Origin of the sequence: Pseudomonas sp. PICF6 (genome assembly GCF_009831705.1) — a bacterium.
Lineage (GTDB): Bacteria > Pseudomonadota > Gammaproteobacteria > Pseudomonadales > Pseudomonadaceae > Aquipseudomonas > Aquipseudomonas rhizophila.
Genome location: NZ_WUUD01000002.1, coordinates 57213 through 79811, shown reverse-complemented (window position 1 = coordinate 79811; position 22599 = coordinate 57213). Strand labels below are relative to the sequence as shown.

The following is a 22599-nucleotide window of genomic DNA, read 5'->3' as shown; positions in this document are numbered from 1 at the left end:
CCTTCGGTGGGCCTAGGCGGTTCTTCCTCCATAGCCAGTTGGCCAATGACTCCGCGCCGCGGGCATGTCCATGGGCGCATTTGGGATCCAGCGTATAAGTCGATGAGTTGACCGGTAAGGTCTTTTCTCCGCACAAGGCGATGCTCATACGAATAGCGCACTGGTTGACATAGGGACCGTCGCAAGCCGGACTGGCGGACGGGTAGGGCGGATAGCTGTTCCACAAATTGATAAACGAAGGCTTGGCCATGACTCAGATACCGGGTGGGAAAGGATTGGATTCGAGCAAGCACCAAACACCCCCGGCGCCTGGCACCGGGGGCGTGTTCGATCACACCTTGACGTTCTGACGGATGTTCCAGCCGAACTTGACCGGACCGCCTTCCTTGGTCCCGTCGGCTTTTTGCGGCTGATAGTCGACCATCACCTTGGCGAAGTTCAGGGTGACGTTTTCGGTCAGGCGATCATCGTTGCCCGAGCCGCCGGTGCTCAGGGACGTGATCAGCACTTCTTCAAGATTGATGATCATGTACTCGACCTGGCTTTCACCACCGGCCTTGCGCACGGTCAGCTTGACCTTGTCGATGTGCTTGCCGCTGGCGCAATGCATCATCAGGTTGGGCGATGCCTTGTCGACGAACTTGGTCAGCGACAGGTCCTGCACGTTGACCTTGCCCGCGCCACCGCCACTGCCCACGTGCATGTTGCCGGACTGGGACATGCCCCAGCTCCAGTTCAGGACATCGATCTCGTCCTTGTGGGCCTTGTCCATGGACTCGCCCTTGATGTCGCCGATCTTGATGAAAATATCAACAGCCATGTTTTCTCCCTGTGTGGTCTCTACCACATTGTTTGATTGACGCCGACCTTGCGAAATCTGTTCTGCTGAACGCTACGAAGGCGATCTCTAACCCACTGAAGATCCCCTGTGGGAGCGAGCCTGCTCGCGATGACGGCGTGTCAGGCAACGCAGGTGGCGACGGATCCACCGCTATCGCGAGCAGGCTCGCTCCCACATGTTTACCGCGTACCGTTCAACAGGTTTTTACGCACCCTTGGCCGAAGGCAGTTTCGATACCAGGCGCAGCGACACAGTCAGCCCTTCGAGCTGATAGTGCGGGCGCAGGTAGAACTTGGAGTTGTAGTACCCCGGGTTGCCTTCGACCTCCTCGACGATGACCTCGGCGGCGGCCAGTGGGTGCTGGGCCTTGGTGGTCTCGGTGGAGTGCGCCGGGTCACCGTCGACGTAGTTGAGGATCCAGTCCTGCAACCAGCGCTGCATTTCGTCCTTCTCTTTGAAGGAGCCGATCTTGTCGCGCACGATGCACTTGAGGTAATGGGCGAAACGGCAGGTGGCGAACAGGTACGGCAGGCGCGCGGCCAGGTTGGCGTTGGCGGTGGCGTCCGGGTCGTCGTATTCGGCCGGTTTCTGCAACGACTGGGCGCCGATGAACGCGGCGAAGTCGGTGTTTTTCTTGTGCAGCAGCGGCATGAAACCGTTCTTCGCCAGCTCCGCTTCACGGCGGTCCGAAATGGCGATTTCGGTCGGGCACTTCATGTCCACGCCACCGTCATCGGTAGGGAAGGTGTGGGCTGGCAGGTTTTCCACTTCACCGCCGGATTCCACGCCACGGATGCGCGAGCACCAGCCGAAGTGTTTGAACGAACGGTTGATGTTCACCGCCATCGCATAAGCGGCGTTGGCCCAGGTGTACTTGGAGCTGTCGGCGCCGTCGGTGTTTTCTTCGAAGGCGAAGGCTTCCACCGGGTCGGTCTTGGCGCCGTACGGCAGGCGCGCCAGGAAACGCGGCATGGTCAGGCCGATGTAACGCGAGTCTTCCGATTCACGCAGCGAACGCCAGCCGGCATATTCCGGCGTGGTGAAGATCTTGGTCAGGTCGCGCGGGTTCGACAGTTCCTGCCACGAGCCCATGCCCATCACGGTCGGCGATGCGGCGGCAATGAACGGCGAGTGCATGGCGGCGCAGACCTTCGACAGCTCGCCCAGCAGCTCCACGTCCGGTGGCGACTGGTCGAAGTAGTAGTCGCCCACCAGGCAACCGTACGGTTCACCGCCGAACTGGCCGTATTCTTCTTCGTACATCTTCTTGAAGATCGGGCTCTGGTCCCACGCGGTGCCCTTGAATTTCTTCAGGGTCTTGTGCAGGTCGGTCTTGGAGATGTTGAGCACGCGGATCTTGAGCTGCTCGTCGCTCTCGGTGTTGTTGACCAGGTAGTGCAGGCCACGCCAGGCGCTTTCCAACTGCTGGAAGTCGGGGTGGTGGATGACCTGGTTGACCTGGGCGGTGAGCTTGGCGTCGATGGCGGCGATGATCGATTCGATCGACTTGATGGCGTCGTTGGACACCAGGTCAGTCTGCGCCAAGGCCTGTTCGGCCAACGTGCGCACGGCGGTTTCGACGGCTTCGCGAGCGCGCTCGGTCTTGGGTTTGAATTCTTGCATCAGCAGCGAGGCGAACTCGCTGGGTACTTCGGTGGTGCCCAGGGCCTGGGACTGATTTTCACGTGCTGATTCGTTCATGATCATTCGTCCTGATTAAGCCTTGGGCTCGTTGTCGGCGGGCTTGGGCGCGCTGGCCAGGGCCTGCAACAGGGCAGGGTCCTTGATCGCTTTCATGATGATTTCTTCGGCGCCAGTCTTGCCGTCCATGTAGGTCAGCAGGTTGGCCAGTTGGGTGCGCGCTTCGAGCAGCTTGTTCAGCGAGTCGACCTTGCGGGCCACGGCCGCCGGGCTGAAGTCGTCCATGCTTTCGAAAGTCAGGTCCAGGCTCAGGTTGCCTTCGCCGGTCAGTTCGTTGGGAACATGGAACGCCACGCGAGGCTGCATGGCCTTGAGGCGCGAGTCGAAATTGTCGACATCGATTTCAAGGAATTTGCGATCGGCCACAGGTGCCAGAGGCTCGGCGGGCTTGCCAGCCAGGTCCGCCATCACCCCCATGACAAAGGGCAACTGGACCTTTTTCTCGGCGCCGTAGAGCTCGACGTCGTACTCGATCTGCACTCGAGGCGCACGGTTGCGCGCGATGAATTTCTGAGAACTTTGCTTCGCCACGTTGCTGCTCCTGGTCGCTTGAGCGACGGTGTTGGCGTCATCGGGGGTGCCGGTGACGTGACTGCGTGATCCGTTCGCTTTTATTCGCTGTCTGGGCCGCGCAGGTTTTCAAATTGACTCATGCCGTCGGGAATCAGGTTGCGCACGATGGTCGCAAAGTCGGCGTTCACCAGAATCTTGGCCCGATTCAACAGCACCGGCAGGGGGCTGGAGGGCTCTTGACGGGCGTAGTACGCGAGAATCCGGTCCAGGCTGCGCAGCACGTCGTCGCGGCTGTTGATTTCGCCAGGGGCGGTGCTGCGTGGCGCGCCCGCGCTCGGCGCGGTGGCGTGTTCAACCGGCGCGGTGTTGTCGTCGCCGCTGCTGATGACTTCGGGCAGGGCGCTGTCGCCGCTCTGTGGGGCGAACTGGCCGAGAATCTGCAGGGCCATCTTGAGCGGTTGCTTCAGCGGGCCAAGGTCCACGCCTTGGGCGGAACCGACTTGATCGCTGACGTGTTGCTCGATGGCTTCGGCGGCGCTGCGGGCTTCCAACAGGGCGGCGCGGGTGATTTCCAGCTGCTCGGGATCACTGTCGAGCAGGGCTCCGGCGAGCTGTTCAGCGCCGAGGCTTTCATTCGGGAAACTTTGCAGGCCGCTGGCATTGGCGGCGGCGCGCAGGCTCACGGCACCGAAGGTGCGCGAGCGGGCCAGAATGCTTTCGCGCAGCAGGCCAATGGTGATATCGGATGTCAGGCCGGCGAGGGCGTTGATGCGCACGGTGGGATCGTTGTCGTCCTCGGCGTCCAGGCGCGGATGCAGCTCGGCCCAGTACTGCTTGAGCAATTCGCTGGTCAGCGTCAACACACGGGCCAGGCCCGGTATGCCTTCCAGGGCCAGGGAACTTTGCAGCAGGAAATGGGTGATGCGCAGGTCTTTGCTGCGTTGCAGCAGGTCCAGGCTTTGCTGCTGGATGCTGCGCCACTCAGGGGGTTCGGCAGGCAATATCGAATCGCCCATGCTGCGCTCGGGCTGACCTTGGGAATCGCGTTCCAGGCGCAAGAAATCCGCGTCATATTCCAAATCTTCACCGCACGGCGAAGTCGCGGATACGGCGGCGAGCAGCAGAGGCACATCCACTTCGTTCGATCTCCCTATCGCCCGCTGAATAACTCGGGCAGTGCACACGCAAGTTCCGAATGGAACTCCACATGTTCCTTGAGGCTAATGGCTCTTTAGATGCTTAATGATCTTAAAGTGCCATCACGTATATTCAAGAAGTTGTGCATTTTTGGTGTAGTACTTATGGCTTGTCAAGGTAAGCTATTTCCCCTGTGTGACAGTTGTGAGGCGCTTAACAACCTGCGCGACCAGTAGGTCAAGGCAGGCACTGATGCAGGTTTTTTGTCATGCAGGCGGGTTAATATCAGCAATCATGCTGGCAAAAAGCCGTTTCGCAGTCGGTTGCAAAGGTTTGTCGGCGAGTCGTTCGGGCGTAGATCCCGGCACTCGATCGCATGCGCAAGTGTTCAGCAAGGAGGCAAGATGGCGCTGTGTTTGACTATCACTAGTTATCACAAGATTACCCCGGGCCAGTGTTCTGAAAAGTCCATGGACCAGGGAGTGATGGCAATTGGCCGTAATTCCGATAATGACTGGGTATTACCGGACCCTGAGCGCCTGGTTTCCGGCAAACATTGCGTTATTCAATACAAAGACGGGCGTTATTACTTAACCGATAACAGCACTAATGGTGTGGAATTGGTCAAGGCCGGTGTCCGTTTGCGCAAGGGCAACAGTGAGCCGCTGCAAGACGGCGAAGTTATCCGCATTGGCGATTATGAAATCCAGGCGCGGGTGGATTTCAACCTGCCAGTCTCCGACAGCAATCCGTTCGCTGAGGCGCCCAGCAGCTTCGAAGCCTTGATGGGACATCAGGGTGCCGGCTTGAATACACCTACGCCGATGCCCGTGGCTCCCCCGGCCCATTTCCAGGGCGCCTCGGCCATGGACACCTTGCCCGACCTGTTCGACTTCCTGAGCCCGGGCAGTGTCCCGCCGGCCACCCAGCCTGACCATGTGCCGGCCCAACAGCATGATTTCCGTCCACCGACGCCCATTGCTCCTCCCAGCCCGCCGCCGGTGATCGAGCCTGTGGCGCAGGCCTCGGCCTCGGTGATACCGGAGGACTGGGACCCGTTCAGCGACAAGCCCGCGCCCGTGGCAGTTGCTCCGATTCCTGTCGCTGCGCCACCGGTTGCGCCACCGCCCGTTGTCGAGCGGCCTGTCGTAGAGCCGCCTGTCGTAGAGCCGGTGCCGACACCCCCGCCTCAGGTCCACGCCACCGCCGAACCTGCGCCGCTGCGCGAGGCGCCGGTGACCAGCGTTCAAACCCCGGCCACGCCGCCCAAGCCGCTCGACGCCGCCCAGCCCGACCTGTTGCAAGCCTTCCTGCGCGGCGCCGGGCTGGATCAGTTGCGCCTGGACCAGGCCCAGGCCGAGGCGCAGATGGAAAGCATCGGGCGCAGCTATCGGCTGATGGTCGAAGGCTTGATCGATGTCTTGCGTGCCCGCAGCAGCCTCAAGGGCGAGTTCCGCATTCAGCAAACGATGATCCAGCCGGTGGAAAACAACCCGCTGAAGTTCGCCCCCAATGTCGAGGAGGCCATGTTGTTGCTGCTGCGCCATGGCAACCAGGCATTCATGGCGCCGGATGTGGCGGTGCGTGACAGCTTCGACGACCTGCGCGCTCACCAACTGGCAGTGATGGCCGGCGTGGAAGCGGCCATCAAGCATTTGCTGGCGCGCTTTGAGCCGGCGCAACTGGAAGAGCGCATGGGCAAACCCGCTGGTCTGTCGAGCATTTTCAACGGCTCGCGACAGGCTCAGTACTGGCAGCAATTCACCGAGCTCTACAGCAACATTTCCCGGGAAGCCCAGGAGGATTTCCAGGACCTGTTCGGACGCGAATTCAGTCGCGCCTACGAAGAGCACAGCGCGCGACAGCGCCGCCTATAACACTCTTAAAAGCAATCAACGGATAGCTCAAACGTCATTGAGGACGCAGGATGATTTTCAGGTTTTTACTCGCAGTCGCCACCGTGCTTCTGCTGACGGCATGCGCCAAGGATGCGGCCGATCCACAGTCCGAAGAGGCTGACACCGCCGCCGTCGAACTGCACTTTCACGCCATTGCCGGCCTCAACCCCGGCGCCACCGGCCATCCGGCGCCGGTCCGGGTGCGAATTTTCGAACTGAAAAACGCCGCCACCTTCGCCCGCTCCGATTATTTCGCCCTGGCCGAACGGGCCCAGGCGACCCTCGGCGCCGACCTGATCGATCAGGACGAAGTGCTGGTCCAGCCCGGTCAGCAGTTGAGCCTGCAACGCGATCTCGATCCGGCTACCCGCCATATCGGCGTGCTGGTGGGCTATCGCGAACTGGACCGGTCACTGTGGCGCACGGTGATGAATGTCCCGCCGCGCCAATACACCGAATACCAGATCAGCCTCGACGTGCGCGCCGTGCGCAGCGCCGTCGTCGTTCCCCCATCCAGCCCTGCCCAATAAGCAATCGGAGCCCCCATGTCCTGGAACAATCGCGTGGTCTGGTCGGAAGGCATGTTCATTGGAACGCAGCACTTCCAGCAGCATGACCGTTACCTGGAAAACCTCATCGACGCCCGTAGCCGTCCGCTGTCGGCCGGCGCCTGGGGTTTTTCCCAATTGCTGATCGACCAGGGCCTGCTGGCCCAGGGCAAGCTGGCGATCGTTTCGGCGCGGGGCCTGCTGCCGGACGGCACACCGTTCAACATCCCCGAGGATGACCTGGCGCCGACTCCGCTGAACGTCGATGACAACCTGCGCGATGGTCTGGTGTATCTGGCTTTGCCGCTCAAGCGTGCCGGTGCGCGTGACACCGTTGACGAAGGTGAAGCCCTCGGCGCTGCGCGCTACGTGAGCCAAGTGTGCGAAGTGCGTGACGATAACGCACCGTTCGAGAACCGCGCGCCGGTTGCCTTGGGTTCGCGGGCCTTGCGCCTGTTGACCGCGCAGGACGGCATCAGTGACTACGCCGCCATCGGCCTGGTACGCATCAAGGAGAAACGCGCCGACCGCGCCCTGGTGCTGGACGACAGCTACATCCCGCCGCTGCTGGATGTGGCCGCCTCCAAACCGTTGGCCGCGTTTCGCAGCGAACTGTTGGGCCTGCTCCATCAACGCGGCGAAGCCCTCGCCGGGCGGGTGGTGGCGTCCGGTGCCGGGGGCGCCTCGGAGATCGCCGATTTCATGCTGCTGCAATTGGTCAACCGCGCGCAGCCGCTGATCCAGCACCTGAGCCAGTTGAGCCCGTTGCACCCCGAACGGTTCTACAGCGAGCTGGTCAGCCTGGCCGGTGAGTTCTCGACCTTCACCGCTTCGGGGCGTCGGCCTCAGGAGTATCCGCAATACCAGCACGATGACCTGGCGCTCAGCTACGCGCCGGTCATGCAAGCCCTGCGTGAGGCCCTGTCGATGCTGATCGACAGCAAGGCCACGCCGATTCCGATTGTCGAGAAAGCCTACGGCATCCACGTGGCGATGCTGGCCGACAAAACCCTGCTCGAGAGCGCCAGTTTCATCCTGGTGGTGCGTGCCGATGTCCCGGCCGAAACCCTGCGCGGTCGCTTCGGCCAGCAGAGCAAGGTCGGTTCGGTGGAGCACATTCGCGATCTGGTCAACCTGCAACTGCCGGGCATCGGCCTGCTGCCGTTGCCGGTGGCGCCACGCCAGCTTCCCTACCACGCCGGCTCCACTTACTACGAACTCGACCGCGGTAGCGATCACTGGCAGCAATTGAGCAACTCCGGCGGGTTCGCGTTCCACATCGCCGGCCAGTTCCCGGGGCTGAATCTGGCTTTCTGGGCGATCCGAGGATAAACCGCGATGAGCAACGACGATCGTACTCAGTTCATGCCGACGCCCGGTGGCCGTGGCGCCGACCCATTCCGCCCGGACTCTGGCCGTCCGGACCCTGGTCGTCCACAGCCGGCGCCCGCACCGCTGTCGATGCCGGCCGCCCCGGTCCTGACCGGTAAGGCCCAAGGCCTCAACCCGCTGGAAAGCGCGGCCGGTCCGCTGCTGGCGCTGTTGACGCGCCTGCGCAACACCATTGCCCATCCGGCTCCGGCCAGCCTGCGGGCGCAACTGTTGGCGTACCTGCGTCAATTCGAGGAGCGCGCCGAAGCCGCCGGCGTGGTGCGCAATGACGTGCTGCTGGCTCGTTACGCCCTGTGCACCGCCCTGGATGAAGCCGTGTTGAGTACCCCCTGGGGCGGCACCAGCGACTGGGGCAAACAGAGCCTGCTGATCACCGTGCACAACGAAGCCTGGGGCGGCGAGAAGGTGTTCCAGCTTCTGGAGCATTGCCTGCAAAGTCCACGGGAACGCCTGTACCTGCTGGAGCTTCTGTACCTGTGCATGTGCCTGGGTTTCGAAGGGCGCTACCGGGTGATGAACGACGGGCGCAGCCAACTGGAAGCCTTGCGCGAGCGCACCAGCGCGGTGATCCGCAGCGCCCGTGGCGACTACGAGCGTGAGCTGTCGCCGCACTGGCGCGGCGTTACCGTGGCCCGGGATCGGCTGGCGCAATTCATGCCGCCGTGGATCGCCGTGGCCATCGGCGCGGCCTTGTTGCTGGCGCTGCTGTTCGGTCTGCGCATGAAACTGGCTTCCGATGCCGAGCCGGTGTTCAAGAACATCCATGCCCTGGGAGAAATCCCGGTGCAGGCCATCGACCGCCCCGTGGTGCAGCCCAAAGTGATCGAACGACCACGCCTGGCCGGTTTCCTGGCCGATGAAATCCGGGCCGGTCGGGTCGCGGTGGAAGATGCCGTGGATCGCTCGGTGGTGACCATCCGTGGCGATGAACTGTTCGCCTCGGGCAGCGCCAGCATCTCCGATGATCTGGAGCCGCTGATGCTGCGCATCGCCGATGCCATTCGCAAGGTCAAGGGCCAGGTCCTGGTGACCGGCCACAGCGACAATCGCCCGATTGCCACCCTCAGGTTCCCATCCAACTGGGCGTTGTCCGAAGCGCGGGCCAAGTCGGTGCTGCAAATCCTTTCGGCCAAGACCGGCCAGGCCGAGCGCTTCAGCGCCGAAGGCCGCAGCGACACCGAGCCGTTGGCTTCCAACGCCACCGCAGAGGGGCGTGCGCGCAATCGTCGGGTTGAAATCACAGTATTGGCGGAGGGGGTCGAGTGAAGGCGTTTTTCAGTTTTATGATCCGCTGGGTCATCCCGCTGCTGGGGCTGATCGCCCTGAGCCTGATCATCTGGTTCGTCGGCCCGTTGCTGGACTGGCTGGTGCCCGAAGGTCGCCGTTGGGCGTTGATCATTCTGGTGTTCGCGGTGTGGGTCGCCTACCGGGTGTTTCGCATCATCCAGGCCCGCCGGCAGGCCGCCGAAGTCATGCGCAGCCTGGCCGCGCAAACCCCGCCCGACCCTACCAGCATCGCGACGGCCGAAGAACTCGAAACCCTGCGCCAGCGCATGGACGAAGCCTTGGCGCTGTTGAAGAAAGCCAAGCTGGGTGGGGACGAGCGCCGCAACCTCTACGAACTGCCGTGGTACGTGATCATCGGCCCGCCGGGTTCGGGCAAGACCACTGCGCTGGTCAACTCCGGGCTGCATTTCCCGTTGGCCGCGCAACTGGGCGCCGGCGCGGTACGCGGCGTGGGCGGTACGCGCAACTGCGATTGGTGGTTTACTGACCAGGCGGTGCTGCTCGACACCGCTGGCCGCTACACCACTCAGGACAGCGACGCGACCGTCGACAAGGCCGCCTGGCTGGGCTTTCTCGGGCTGCTGAAAAAACAACGCGCCCGTCGCCCGATTGACGGTGCGTTCATTGCCATCAGTCTGTCGGACCTGCTGCTGGGCAGCGACGCCGAGCGCGCGGCTCATGCTGCGGCGATTCGCTTGCGCATCCAGGAGCTGTACACCCAACTGGGCGTACGCTTCCCGATCTACCTGATGCTGACCAAGCTCGACCTGGTGCCCGGGTTTATGGAGTTCTTCGACAGCCTGAGCAAGGAAGAGCGCGCTCAGGTCTGGGGCATGACCTTCGCCCTGGACGATGGCAAGAGCAACGACAGCCCGTTGGCGCATCTGCAAAGCGAATTCGCCGGCCTTGAGCAGCGCCTCAACGACCGCTTGGTGGAACGCTTGCAGCAAGAGCGCGACCCGGCGCGGCGCGACTTGATCTACGGTTTCCCGCAACAGTTCGGCGCGCTGAAAGATTGTCTGCAAAGTTTCCTCGAAGGCGTGTTCAAACCCAATGCCTTCGAAGAGCGTGTGCTGCTGCGCGGGGTGTATTTCACCAGCGGCACCCAGGAAGGCAGCCCGATCGATCGCTTGATCGGCTCCATGGCCCAGAGCATGAATCTGGACCGTCAGCACCTGGCACGCCAGACCGGCACCGGGCGCAGTTACTTCATCGAAAAACTCTTCACCGCCGTGGCGTTCGCCGAGCGTGGGTTGGTGGGCGTCGATCCCAAGGTCGAGCGTCGACGCAAGTGGATCGCCCGGGGCGTATTGGCCTCCACGGTGGCTTTGGTGCTGGTGGTTTCGACGTTGTGGTGGATCAGCTATCGGGCCAACCAGGCGTACATCACCCAGGTCGATCAGAAAGTCGCGCCGCTGGGTCAGGCCGTGCAGAGCCTCAGTCCGGCACAACGCGATGTCCTCGCCGTATTGCCATTGCTCAACGCCGTGAAGCACCTGGCCGACGACGCGCCCGATTGGGCCGAGGGCCTGGGTCTGTATCAGGGCGACATGCTCGAAGCCGAGTCCGGCAGTGTCTATCGCAAGTTGCTGATCGCCGTGTTCGCGCCACGCTTGCTGACACGTATCGAAGAGCAACTGCACAGCGGCGGCAGTTCGGATTTCCTCTATGAAGGATTGAAGGCCTACCTGATGCTCGCTGACAACGAGCACTACGATGCCGACTTCATCAAGGCCTGGGTTGCCCTGGATTGGGACCGCAGCCTGCCGCGTGATCTGCCGGCCGATCAACGGCTGGCCCTGGGCGAGCATTTACAGGCGCTGTTCGAGCGTCGTCCGCCCACCGCCCGCCTGGACCCGCGCTTGATCGAAGACCTGCGCCGGCAATTGCAGCAACTGCCCGTGGCCCAGCGCGTCTATGACCGGGTCAAGCGCCAGAAACTGCCCGAGGGCATCGCCGATTTTCGCCTCAACGAAGCCGCCGGGCGCGACGCTGCGCTGGTGTTCAGCCGCAAGAGCGGCAAACCCTTGGGCGAGCCACTGAGCGGGTTCTTCACGGTCAAGGGCTATCGCCAGGGCTTTTTGCTCACCAGCCTGAACCAGGCTGGAACGCTGGCTGAAGAGCAATGGGTGTTGGGTCGCGACGAGGCCGGGCAGCAGGACGTCGCCAGCCTGGCCGCCGAAGTGCGCCGCCTGTATTTCCAGGACTATCAGCGCCAATGGGACGCCTTGCTGGCCGACATCGACTTTGTGCCGATCACCAGCGTGGCCCAGGCCGCCGATGTCTTGCGGGTCCTGTCCGGGCCAAGTTCGCCGTTGAAAAAACTGCTGGTGGCGGTGGCGAAAGAGACCGACCTGCAACAGGAGGAACGCTTGCTGGCGGCCCAAGGCGAGCAGGTCGAAGGCGGTGTGGACAAGCTCAAGGAGCGCCTGGGCAGCTTGCTCGGCCAGGAGCAGGCGGCACAAAACGCACCCCAGGCCAGCGTTGACCCGGTCACTGCGCATTTCGCCGAGCTCAACAGCATCGTCAGCAAAAACGAAGGCGAACCGGCGGCCATCGATGGCCTGCTCGCCGACATGAATGCCTTGTACGTGCAGGTCAGCGCCATGGTCGGCGCCAGCGGCGACGCCCTGCTCGGCGAAGCCAAGAACCAGGCCCAGGCTGCTGCCACACGGGTCAGCCTCAACGCCGAACGCCAGCCGCCGCTGGTGCAAGGCCTGGTCAAATCGGTGGTCAACTCCACCACCAACAGCATGATGGGCGGGGTGCGCAATCAACTGAACGCCGCCTGGACCAGCGAAGTGGTGAACATCTACCGCCAATCCCTGGCCGGTCGTTATCCCATGTCGCCGGGCAGTGCGCGGGACGCAACCCTGGACGACTTCGGTCAGTTCTTCGGCGTCGGCGGGGTGATGGACAACTACTTCCGCAAATACCTGCAGCCCTACGTCGACACCTCGACCCCGGCCTGGCGCTGGCAGCCGGGTGCGGCACAGAAGCTCGGTATCGCCCCTGGCGTGCTGCAAACCTTCCAGCGTGCGGCCACCATCCGCGATGCGTTTTTCCGTTCCGGCGGCACCCAGCCGATGGTGCGCTTCGAGCTCAAGCCGGTGGCGATGGACTCGACCATCACCCAGTTTTTGCTCGACCTCGACGGCCAGCAACTGAGCTACGACCACGGCCCGAGTCGTCCGACCGCCATGCAGTGGCCCAACCCCGGCAGCATCGGCGTGGTACGGATCTCGATCCTGCCGCCCTCGGCCAATGGGCGCTCCGGTATCACTCTGGACGGCCCGTGGGCTTGGTTCCGCCTGTTGGAACAATCGGACCTGACCGCCGGCAACTCGCCAGACCGCTTCAACCTGCGGCTGCGGGTCGACGGCGCCAGCGCCTCTTACGAGCTGCGGGCCAACAGTGCCTTCAACCCGTTCAAGAGCCGCGTGCTCAGCGGCTTCAGCCTGCCGGAGCGTCTATGAGTACAGCGGGCTTCTATGGAAAGTTGGCCAGCCGCGGGGACTTCGTCAGCCGGGGCTTGCCCCAGAGTTTTATCGGCCCGTGGGATTCGTGGCTGGCGGCGGGATTGCTCGCCAGCCAGACCGGCCTGGGCGAGCGTTGGCTGGATGCCTATCTGGTCAGCCCGCTGTGGCGCTTCATGGTCGCGCCCGGGGTCTGTGGGCCCGACGCCGCCGTGGGCGTGGTGATGCCGAGTATCGATCGGGTCGGCCGCTATTTTCCGCTGACCGTCGCGGTGTTGCTGGAGCCCGACGCGGACCCGGCGTCCGTGGTGGGCGGTGCGGACGAGTGGTTTGAGCGGGTGGAGAACCTGTTGCTGAGCACGTTGAGTGTGGAGGCCAGTTTCGAAGCGTTCAACGAACAGTTGGAGACCCTCGGCAGCCCGATGTATCTGCCGCGCACGCCGAGCAGCCGCTTTGCCAGCCTGCATCGCTTCGACGCCACCGACCCGCAGCGGCGCATGAGCGCCCTGGCCGAAGCGGCCTGCGAAGGCGTGAGCGTGTGGTGGGGCCAGGGTTCGGAACGTATCGCGCCCGGTCTGATGCGCTGCCAGGGTTTGCCGGCCGCCGCTGATTTTGCGCAATTTTTGCTCGGCCAAGAAGGTGTTGTGTAGATGCGTCCAAGTGCTGGGAAAGCCTTCAAGTCTGCAAGCAAGAGCCATGTCGGCATGGTTCGCCAGGTCAACGAAGACGCGTGCCTGGAACTGCCGGAAAACGGCCTGTGGGTGGTCGCCGATGGCATGGGTGGGCACGCGGCGGGCGACTACGTCAGCAGCCTGATCGTCGACAGCCTGCGCGGCATTGCCGCGGGCCGCTCGCTGGACGAATACGTCGCCGCACTGCACAGCGACTTGCTGCGGGTCAACGCCGCCGTGCGTGAAGAAACCGCCAACCGTGGCGTGACCATGATGGGCAGTACCGTGGTGGTGCTGGTTGCGCGGGACCTGCGCGGCATGTGCCTGTGGGCCGGTGACAGTCGTTTGTATCGCCTGCGCGACGGCAAGCTCGACAGCATCTCCCGCGATCACAGCTACGTCCAGGACCTGCAGGACAGTGGCCTGCTCAGCGAAGCCGAAGCCCGGGTGCATCCACGGGCCAACATCGTTACCCGTGCCATCGGGGTCGAGGCGCAACTGAATCTGGCGATGGTCGAGTTGCTGCTGGTGCCCGGCGACAGTTACCTGCTGTGCAGCGACGGCCTGACCAAGACCGTCGAGGACGATGAAATCCGTGAAGTCCTGAACCACGATGATCCCGGCGAGATCGCCAGCAGCCTGGTGTCCCTGGGCCTGATGCGTGGCGCGCCGGACAACATCACTGTGGTTGTCGTGAAGGTGCCGTCATGAGCTTGACCTTGAACATTGTCATCCCGGGCTACGACATCGAAGGGCCGATCGGTGAAGGCGCGATGGCCAGCGTCTACCTGGCGACCCAGCGCTCGCTGGAGCGCAAGGTGGCGCTGAAAGTCATGGCGGCGGCGCTGGCTGCCGACCCGACGTTCTGCGAGCGCTTCCTGCGCGAAGGCAAGACCCTGGCGCGTCTGTCCCACCCGCACACGGTCACCATCCATGACATCGGCAACGTCGGTGAGCTGTATTACATGGCCATGGAATACCTGCCCAACGGCACGCTCAAGGAGCGCATCGCCGCCGGCCTGTCGCCGGAGCAGGGCCTGATCTACATCCGTCAGATTGCCTCGGCCCTGGGCTACGCCCATGGCTTGGGCCTGGTGCACCGTGACGTCAAGCCGGCCAACATCCTGTTCCGCGCTGACGGTACGGCGGTGCTCTCGGACTTCGGCATCGCCAAGTCTCTGGACGACCGCACCCAATTCACCCAGGCCGGTTTCGCCGTCGGCACGCCCAGCTACATGAGCCCGGAACAGGCCCGTGGGCAAGACATCGACGGTCGGGCCGACCTGTATGCCCTGGGCGTGGTGCTCTACGAAATCCTTGTCGGCAAACTGCCGTATACCGGCAACGACGCGCTGTCCACGGCCTTGGCGCACTTGACCGAACCGCTGCCGGAGTTGCCGGTGCATCACGGTCATTACCAGAACGTACTGCGCAAACTGCTGGCCAAAGACCCGGCGGAGCGTTTCCCGGATGCAGCGGCTCTCTTGCGGGCGCTGGACAATCTGCCCGAGGAGTCGGCGCAAGCGACGCTGATCCGGCCGTTGCCGCTGCCCGTGTCGACGCCACCGAGCGGCGATGACCTGGCTGGATTGACTCCGGTGTCCATCGATATTCCGACAGGGCCGGCACAGCCGCAATCACAGCCCAAGCCAACCCCGCCGCCGGTGAGCCCAACTCAACGCTCTAGCGTTTCGTCGCAGCCCAAGACCCCGCTATTCGCCCTGGCCGCCGTCGCGGTGGCCGTGGCGCTGGCGTTGGGGGGTGGGGCTTATTGGTGGCTGTCGGGCGATGGTGGAGAAGCCACGAAGCCGCCGATTGTCTCGACGCCGCCGGTAAATCCACCACCGGTGAAAACTCCAGATGTGCCCCCGGCAAAACCGCCTGTGGCAACGCAGGCCGATGGCGGCCAGCGTCCATTGTTGATGGCTGGCAAGAAAACCCTGTTCCAGCGAGTGCTGAGCAAACCGGGCGCCAAGCTCACTGAAGAAGCGGGCGCTGCGCCGGGCAAGGCTTTGCCGGCGTTTTCCGTGCTCTACGTGTATGAGCGCAAAGACCTCGATGGCAGCCCCTGGTTGCGGGTCGGCGCGGCCACGGACGGGCGCAGCGACGGTTGGTTGCCGGCCACGCAGGTCAGCGACTGGAAGCAAAGCCTGGTGCTCAAGTTCACCGAGCGTTCCGGCCGTGCGCCGGTAATGTTCCTGCGCCAGCCCGGCGAAGTGGAAAAGCTGCTGGCCGACCCTTCAGCGGCCAGGAATGTCTTGCTCAAGGCCCAGCAGAACCGTGAAGACAATCAGCAAGTGCTGGCCCTGGAACCGGCCGCCAGCGCGGTGCCGCAGAATCAGTTCTACCTGTTGCCGATCTTCGATTCCCGCGAAAGCTTCGATGAGACCGGCCAACCGGTGCAGCTGCTGAACGTGGCCTCCATCGATCCCGGCAACACGCCGAAGGCTACCCCCAACACGCCCATCAGCACCGCCAACGCCGACGCGTTCCGTACCGCCGTGGTGCTGGTGGTGGACACCACCGTGTCGATGCAGCCCTACATCGATCAGGTCCGCGACGTGGTCCACGAGCTGCAAAGCCGCATCGCCGAGCGTGGCGAGCTGGACAGTGTCAGCTTCGGCATGGTGGGTTTTCGCAGCAGCACCCAGAAAACCCCCGGCCTGGAATACGTCGCCAAGACCTTGATCACCTTGGAGCAGGGCCGCGACCCGCAACGCTTCATGGAGATGGCGCGACAGGTCAAGGCGTCCACGGTGTCGAGCCATTCGTTCAACGAGGATGCGTTTGCCGGTGTCATGGAAGCGGTGGAGGGCATGGACTGGTCCGGTTATGGCGGGCGCCTGATTCTGTTGGTCACCGACGCTGGCGCCCTGCGCAAGAACGATCCGTTTGCCGCCACGCAAATGAACGAGGCCGAAGTGCGGCAGGCGGCGCTGGGTAAACAGATCAAGATCTACGCCCTGCACCTGCTCAGCGACGCTGGCAAGAAAACCCACGGCGGTGCGCAGAGCCAATATCGCACCCTGACCGCCGACGCCAACCCGCAGATCGGTGACCTGTACATTCCGGTGCCGGGCGCCGATGTGCGCAAGTTGGGTGAGCGCGTCGACGAGATCGGCTCGGTGTTCGCCGACCTGGTGCACCAGGTGCGCAGCAACAAACCGCAAAGCGTGCCCCACTTGGGCGCGGCGCCGAGCCTGAGCGATAAATCGGCGGCGGTGGGCTACGCGATGCACATGGACTTTTTGGGGCGCAAATCCGCGAGCCAGGCCCCGCAATTGGTCAGCGCCTGGACTGCCGACCGTGACCTGACCAACCCGGCGCTGCCGGCGTTCCAGGTGTGCGTGATGCTGACCAAGCTGCAACTCAACGACTTGCAGCAGTCGCTGAAGCTGATCGTCGATGCGGCGCGCAAGACCCAGACTTCGCCCAAGGATTTCTTCCAGGAAATCGCCAGCGCCAGTGCCTACATGAGCCGTGATCCTTCGGCGTTGCGCAAGGGCGGCAACCTGGCTGATGGCGGGATTCTCGGTGAGTACCTCGAAGGGCTGCCGTACCGCAGCAAGTCGCTGAACATGACCCAGGATTTGTGGCTGTCCCTGAGCGTGGCCGAGCAGGAAGATTTCATCGACGAGCTGGATTCGAAAATCCGCCTCTACGAGACCTTCCACAACGATCTGGCCAACTGGGTGCGGTTCGGCGATGCCGAGCCGGGCGATGCCCTGTACCGCGTTCCATTGTCGACGCTGCCGTGATGCTGAATATGAGCGCCGTACACAAAAGCCGGGGCGTCGGCAGCCAGCGCTACAGCCTGGTGATTCCACGGCTGCAATTGCGTGCCGGCGAACAACTGGCGGTGGTCGGCCCCAGCGGTTGCGGCAAGAGCACTTTGCTGGATCTGCTGGCCTTGGTGCTGGCGCCGGATCAGGCCGGGCAGTTTGACTTCACACCGGCCAACACGCCGTTGGACATCGCCGCGCTGTGGCGTGCGGGGCAGCAGGGCGCCTTGGCGGACCTGCGCAGCCGGCATCTAGGTTATGTGCTGCAAACCGGTGGTTTGCTGGGTTTTCTGGACGTGCGCGGCAACATCGAGTTGTCGCGCAAACTGCTTGGCATGGCGGATGACGGCAGCGTCACGCGCCTGGTCGGGCAACTGGACATCGCCGACCAACTGGGCAAGAAGCCGGCGGATTTGTCCGTCGGCCAGCGCCAGCGGGTCAGTTGCGCCCGCGCCTTGGCGCATGGGCCGCGCCTGTTGCTGGCGGATGAACCCACCGCAGCCCTCGACCCACTGAACGCTGAGCGGGTCATGCAGTTGCTGGTGGCCCAGGCCCGCGATCACGGTGTGTGTTGTGTGGTCGCCACCCACGATGAGTCACTGGCCCGCGCCAGCGGTTTGCAGGTGCGGCGCATCAGTTGTCGTCGCGACGCCGATGGTGGCGTCACCGCAACCCTCGGGGAGGCTTGCTGATGCGCGGCGCGCTGGTGGCTTCCCTGGCTTGGCAGGATTACCGCAACGATGCCTGGCTGTCTGCCTGTTCGGTGCTGGCGCTGGTGGCGGTGGTCGCGCCGTTGCTGGTGTTGTTCGGCCTGAAATTCGGTCTGGTCAGCAGCCTCACCGAGCGCCTGGAGAATGACCCGGCTACCCGGGAAATCATCCCGCTGGGCGGCGGCCGGTTCAGCGCTGAGTTCGTCGAGCAATTGGGCCGGCGCAACGACGTGGCGTTTGCCCTGGCCCGCACGCGGCAGATTGCGGCCACTGCGGATTTGAGCCGCGAGGCTGCGCCAGTCACCGTCGAGATGATCCCCACGGCGGCCAATGATCCTTTGTTTGAGCGCCTGCCGGTGCCGCAAGGGCTGGATCAAGTGGTGCTCAGCCACACCGCCGCCGAAAAACTCGGCGCCAGGGCCGGTGATTGGCTGCAGGCCAGTTTCGGTCGGCAGGTGGCCGGTCGTAGCGAGGCGCAGCGCACGCGCGTGCAGGTGTTGCACGTACTGCCGCTGCAAGCCTTTGCCCGGGATGGTTTGTTCGCGCCGCTGGCGCTGCTGGAAGCGGCCGAGGATTACCGCGACGGTCGCGCCGTGCCCGCGTTCGGCTGGCCGGGCGACGCGGTGGGGCAGAGCGCGCAGCGGGTCTACCCGGCGTTTCGCCTGTACGCCCGCAACCTGGGTGATGTGGAGCCGCTGCGCGAGTATTTCGCGGCGCAGAACCTGCTGGTGTCCACCCAGGCCCAGACCATCGCACAGGTGCAATCGCTGAGCCGCAACCTGTCGATCGTGTTCTGGATCATCGCCGGGTTGGCGTTGGCGGGAGCGTTCGCGGCGATTTTTGCCGGTGCCCTGGCGGCGGTCGAGCGTAAGCGCCGGGAACTGTCGGTGTTGCGCCTGCTGGGGGTTTCTACGGCGGCGCTGTTGTTGTTCGTGGTGTTGCAGGCGCTCTACAGCGCCGCACTGGCGGCCTTGTTGAGTGCCGGGCTGTATGGCCTGGCGCAGTCGGGCCTCAATTATTTATTTGCGCAGTTGCCGGGCGAGTACGCCAGCCATCTGTTGCCGCGTCACTACACCTTGGCTCTGGTGGCCGTGCTCGGCGTCAGCGCCGTGGCGGCGGCTTGTGGTGGCTGGCGGGTGGCGCGCATCCAGGCGTGTGAAGGAATTCGCGATGTATAAGTTATTGGGCGCCGCCGTGGCGCTGAGCCTGGCCGGTTTAACCTGGGCCGACGAAAGCACCGACAAACTGGACAACCCCAAACCGCTGCCCGGTGACGTCAGCCTGCCGCTGCCGTGCGAAGGGCAAATGGTGTTCCGTTACGTCTACATCCTCGCCCAAGGCACCCTGGATGATCGGGAGATCAGCCTTGGCTACCCGTTCAGCGAGGGCGAGGCCGGCTATAAGCAGTCGTTCATTTCCGGTTACCGTCGGGACTTCATCAACGGCCAGTTCACCCTCAAGGACCTGCCCAAGGACTGGAACAAAACCATCGCGCCGTTGATGCCCAAGGCTGACGCCAAGACCCCGCTCAAACCGATGCTGTACTTCATCGGCAAATACGAGGTCACCGCTCGCCAATACGCCCAGGTCATGGCCCAGGCGCAGTCGTTGGCCAGCGGCGAACCCGCGCCGGCCTGCGAGACCCTCAAAACCGAGCTGCCCCAAGGCATGGCCGGGCGTTTGCCCAAGGTGAAACTGTCCAAGTTCGAGGCCGAACGTTTTGCGGCGGTGTACAGCGCCTGGCTGATGAAATACCACAAGGATCTGCTGCCGGTGAGCGGTCGCGGCACCTCCGCCGAAGACGGCGGGCTGGGCTTTGTGCGTTTGCCCACCGAAGTCGAGTGGGAATTCGCTGCTCGTGGCGGGCAAGCCGTCAGCCGCCAGGACCTGGAGGGGCGCTTGTTTCCCCGACGTCTGGAAGGCAGTGAAAGCGACGGGCCACTGGCCGACTGGGCGGTGTTCAATCAGGTCGCTGGCGGCACCGGCCAGGCGGCGCGGCTGATGCCCGTCGGGATCAAACTGCCAAATCCCATCGGCTTGTTCGACGTGATCGGCAACGCCGCCGAGATGGTTCAGGAGTCCTTCCAACTGGTGCATGCCGGTCGCCGCCAGGGCGCCTACGGTGGCTTCGTGGTCAAGGGCGGTAACTACCTGGAAGGCGAAGGCACGCTGTTCACCGGAATGCGCCGCGAGTATCCGTTGTTCGCCGCCGACGGCACCGAGCAAAGCAACGAAACCACCGGGTTCCGCGTGGCGGTCGGGGCATTGTCGGCGCCGCGCTCACGTTACAAAGAGCTGTTCGCCCAATGGGAGAAAGAAGGCCGCCTCGCATCCCTGACTGATGCCATCGATGAAGCCGAAGACCCGACCAAGCGCCTGGACAGCATCATCGCCGCCAGCGTCGACCCACGCCTGCAGGCCGAGCTAGGGCTGGTCAACGAAGAGCTCAAGCGCAACGTCTCGCTCATCGCCCAGCAGCGCGAGGAAGCGGCGGGCAACCTGATCCAGTCGGCGGCCCTGGTGGTCGAGACCATCAATAACTACAACATTCGCCTGACCAATTTGCAGAACAGTCGCCAGCAGGCCTTGGACGCCAAGGACGAGGCCAGCGCCAAGCTGTTCGCCACGGCCATCAACAACGGCCGCAGCGCGCTCGATGGCGCCGTGGCGATTTACATCGACAACCTGGCCACCGGCACGCGTTACACCGATGCCGTGATCCAGGCGCAGTTTCAACGCATCAAGGAGGAATTGGAGCGCAAGCCGGTGCTGGGCAAGAGCCTGGTGGCGCGCGCAACGTTATTCGTTCGCCATGTCGGTCAGTATCGTCAGCAAAAACGAGCCGACCCGGCGGCGATATTGAAGGAACTGCTCGCATCGAGCAGTCAGCGGTCTTGATCGTTGATTGTCAGCGAGCTTGGAAGGGACTCAGACGGCGGTGGGCCGTGCTGAGCTGGTCAACACTTAAAAAGAGAACACAATCATGCTTTTCTCCCGTAAACCTTTTGCTTCGGTTTCCAAGCGTCACCTGCTGATGGTCGCTGTCGGCTTCAGCACCGTCCTGACCGGCTGCGCTACGTCGCCGACTTCCAAGGTCGCGTCGAGCACCAAGGTCGAGTACTACCCTAACTGCTACGAGCCGGTGCAGCACTTGCGCTCCACCGAGGGGAACATGACCAAATCGGTACTCACCGGCGCAGCCGTCGGTGCGGTCGGTGGTGCCCTGTTGGGTGCGCTGACCGATTCGGAAAACCGTGGCCGCAACGCCGCCATCGGCGCCGCCGGTGGTGCCTTGGCCGGTGGCGCAACCGGTTACTACACCGAGCGTCAGAAGCAGATCGCCGATGACAACCAGCGCATCGCCTCCTACGCCGCTGACGTCAACAAAAGCGCCGCCGATATCGATCGCAGCACCGCGTACGCCAAGGCTTCGCAGCAGTGCTACCAGAGCGCGTTCACCAAGCTGGTGGCCGACCGCAAGGCCAAGACCGTCAACGAAACTGAAGGCCGCAAGCGCCTGGCAGAAATCGTCTCCGGCCTGAAAGAGTCCAACGACCTGATCGTCGCAGTCAACGGCAAAGCCGCCGAAGACCTGAACAACTACACCCAGGCCTATGAAAAAGACCTGCAACAAGTGGGTGTGCAGCGTACTGACGTGGTGACCGTAGCGACCGCCGAAACCAAGCCGGTTGTGGCTTCGACCAAGACCAAAAAAGCGGTGAAACCGGCGAAAAAACCGGTGTTGCCAACCGTGCCGAAAGAAGCGGTAACCACCGAGAAAACCCTGCAGACCGCCAAGGCCAAGCAGGATGAAAGCAAGCAGGTCGCCAGCGCCGGCACCAGCCAGGTCAACAGCATGTGCAAAAACCCGGACCTGGGTGACTGGGCACCGGTGCCTTGCCCGAATGTTTGATTGACTGTTGCTGATCATTCCCTCGAGGGAGTGATCAGTGCACAAAAACCTGTGGGAGCGAGGCTGCTCGCGATAGCGGTGGTTCAGTTGGCATCAATGTGGACTGATACGCCGCCATCGCGAGCAGGCTCGCTCCCACATTTGTTTTGTGCTGATCGTGATATCTGCTGCACCCCCTATTCCCTGTGGGAGCAAAGCTTGCTCGCGATGGCGGCCTGATAGCCGGCCAGGATTTGGTTGACTGGGTACATATCCGTTGCTGCGGTAGCGGCTGCTGGCGGTTCCGCCCTTACGGCGGGTCACTTTTGGCAAACGCCCCAAAAGTAACCAAAAGGTCTTGCCCCACCACTCGGCACCTCGCTTAGGCTCGGTGTGCCCTCACTCCGGCATTGCTCCGTGGGCCCGCCGCGAAGGGCCATCCATGGCCCAGCGCGGCTATCCCGGCATCCATGCCGGGATGCCCACTCCACAATACCTGCGTTCGGCCAGCGTGGTTAACGGGGCCCCCAGATCAAAATCAAAAGCGAGGCGGCCTGACAGCCGGCCTATCTCATGCGGCTGTGCATCAATCGGACCTGTTTGAGCAGGCACTTGTGGGAGCAAAGCTTGCTCGCGAGGCGGCCTTATAGCCGATCTGGCTCTTGCGGGTGTACTCCAATCCAATTGTGGGAGCGAGCCTGCTCGCGATGGCGTCGGCACCGTTTGCATCAAAGCAAAGCTCTACCCCTTG

The 22599-nt window shown here is 63.3% G+C and carries 16 protein-coding genes and 1 pseudogene; 12 read left to right on the top strand and 5 right to left on the bottom strand.

Annotated features, from left to right (window positions below; genetic code table 11):
• From GSM73_RS01460 to tssA, 5 genes and pseudogenes are all read right to left on the bottom strand, one after another.
• A pseudogene (locus tag GSM73_RS01460) lies at window positions 1-250 on the bottom strand (type VI secretion system amidase effector protein Tae4); the annotation flags it as partial.
• 81 nt (window positions 251-331) lie between these two features.
• Window positions 332-820 carry a type VI secretion system tube protein Hcp gene (locus GSM73_RS01455; protein ID WP_047226771.1) on the bottom strand — a complete coding sequence of 163 codons (489 nt, stop codon included), beginning with the start codon at window positions 818-820 and terminating at the stop codon, window positions 332-334.
• A gap of 225 nt (window positions 821-1045) precedes the next feature.
• A complete protein-coding gene (gene tssC / locus GSM73_RS01450) occupies window positions 1046-2542 on the bottom strand; it encodes a type VI secretion system contractile sheath large subunit (RefSeq protein WP_047226772.1) in 1497 nt (498 codons plus the stop codon).
• A 15-nt stretch (window positions 2543-2557) separates the two neighbouring features.
• Window positions 2558-3073, bottom strand: a complete 516-nt coding sequence (gene tssB, locus GSM73_RS01445; RefSeq protein WP_047226773.1) for a type VI secretion system contractile sheath small subunit — start codon at window positions 3071-3073, stop codon at window positions 2558-2560.
• Between the two features lie 80 nt (window positions 3074-3153).
• Window positions 3154-4191 carry a type VI secretion system protein TssA gene (gene tssA / locus GSM73_RS01440; RefSeq protein WP_107323118.1) on the bottom strand — a complete coding sequence of 346 codons (1038 nt, stop codon included), beginning with the start codon at window positions 4189-4191 and terminating at the stop codon, window positions 3154-3156.
• A gap of 405 nt (window positions 4192-4596) precedes the next feature.
• On the opposite strand from tssA, the gene tagH reads away from it, so the two are divergent.
• The 12 genes from tagH to tagQ all read left to right on the top strand — a co-directional run bounded on the left by tagH (window position 4597) and on the right by tagQ (window position 21869).
• A complete protein-coding gene (gene tagH, locus GSM73_RS01435; protein ID WP_047226775.1) occupies window positions 4597-6069 on the top strand; it encodes a type VI secretion system-associated FHA domain protein TagH in 1473 nt (490 codons plus the stop codon).
• Window positions 6070-6119: 50 nt separating this feature from the next.
• Window positions 6120-6620, top strand: a complete 501-nt coding sequence (gene tssJ, locus GSM73_RS01430; protein WP_047226776.1) for a type VI secretion system lipoprotein TssJ — start codon at window positions 6120-6122, stop codon at window positions 6618-6620.
• Window positions 6621-6635: 15 nt separating this feature from the next.
• Window positions 6636-7970, top strand: a complete 1335-nt coding sequence (tssK, locus tag GSM73_RS01425; RefSeq protein WP_107323116.1) for a type VI secretion system baseplate subunit TssK — start codon at window positions 6636-6638, stop codon at window positions 7968-7970.
• Window positions 7971-7976: 6 nt separating this feature from the next.
• The gene (locus GSM73_RS01420) at window positions 7977-9296 is read left to right on the top strand and encodes a DotU family type VI secretion system protein (protein ID WP_047226778.1); all 1320 of its coding nucleotides are present in this window, start codon (window positions 7977-7979) and stop codon (window positions 9294-9296) included.
• Complete coding sequence (gene tssM, locus GSM73_RS01415) at window positions 9293-12793, top strand: type VI secretion system membrane subunit TssM (RefSeq protein WP_160891380.1); 3501 nt, start codon at window positions 9293-9295, stop codon at window positions 12791-12793. Before GSM73_RS01420 ends, tssM begins: the two co-directional genes overlap by 4 nt.
• Entirely contained in the window at window positions 12790-13443 is a 654-nt protein-coding gene (gene tagF / locus GSM73_RS01410; protein WP_076383101.1) for a type VI secretion system-associated protein TagF, read from the top strand. The genes tssM and tagF overlap by 4 nt, the downstream gene beginning before the upstream one ends.
• Entirely contained in the window at window positions 13444-14175 is a 732-nt protein-coding gene (locus GSM73_RS01405; protein ID WP_047226781.1) for a PP2C family serine/threonine-protein phosphatase, read from the top strand. It abuts the gene before it with no gap.
• Window positions 14172-17222, top strand: coding sequence for a serine/threonine-protein kinase (locus tag GSM73_RS01400; protein ID WP_160891379.1), 3051 nt, complete (start codon window positions 14172-14174; stop codon window positions 17220-17222). Before GSM73_RS01405 ends, GSM73_RS01400 begins: the two co-directional genes overlap by 4 nt.
• The gene (locus GSM73_RS01395; protein ID WP_139048778.1) at window positions 17222-17938 is read left to right on the top strand and encodes an ABC transporter ATP-binding protein; all 717 of its coding nucleotides are present in this window, start codon (window positions 17222-17224) and stop codon (window positions 17936-17938) included. The genes GSM73_RS01400 and GSM73_RS01395 overlap by 1 nt, the downstream gene beginning before the upstream one ends.
• Entirely contained in the window at window positions 17938-19134 is a 1197-nt protein-coding gene (locus GSM73_RS01390) for an FtsX-like permease family protein (RefSeq protein ID WP_160891378.1), read from the top strand. The genes GSM73_RS01395 and GSM73_RS01390 overlap by 1 nt, the downstream gene beginning before the upstream one ends.
• A complete protein-coding gene (locus GSM73_RS01385; protein ID WP_047226785.1) occupies window positions 19127-20854 on the top strand; it encodes an SUMF1/EgtB/PvdO family nonheme iron enzyme in 1728 nt (575 codons plus the stop codon). The genes GSM73_RS01390 and GSM73_RS01385 overlap by 8 nt, the downstream gene beginning before the upstream one ends.
• A gap of 85 nt (window positions 20855-20939) precedes the next feature.
• Window positions 20940-21869: a type VI secretion system-associated lipoprotein TagQ gene (gene tagQ, locus GSM73_RS01380; RefSeq protein WP_047226786.1), complete on the top strand. Its 930-nt coding sequence runs from the start codon at window positions 20940-20942 to the stop codon at window positions 21867-21869.
• Window positions 21870-22599 lie beyond the last annotated feature (730 nt).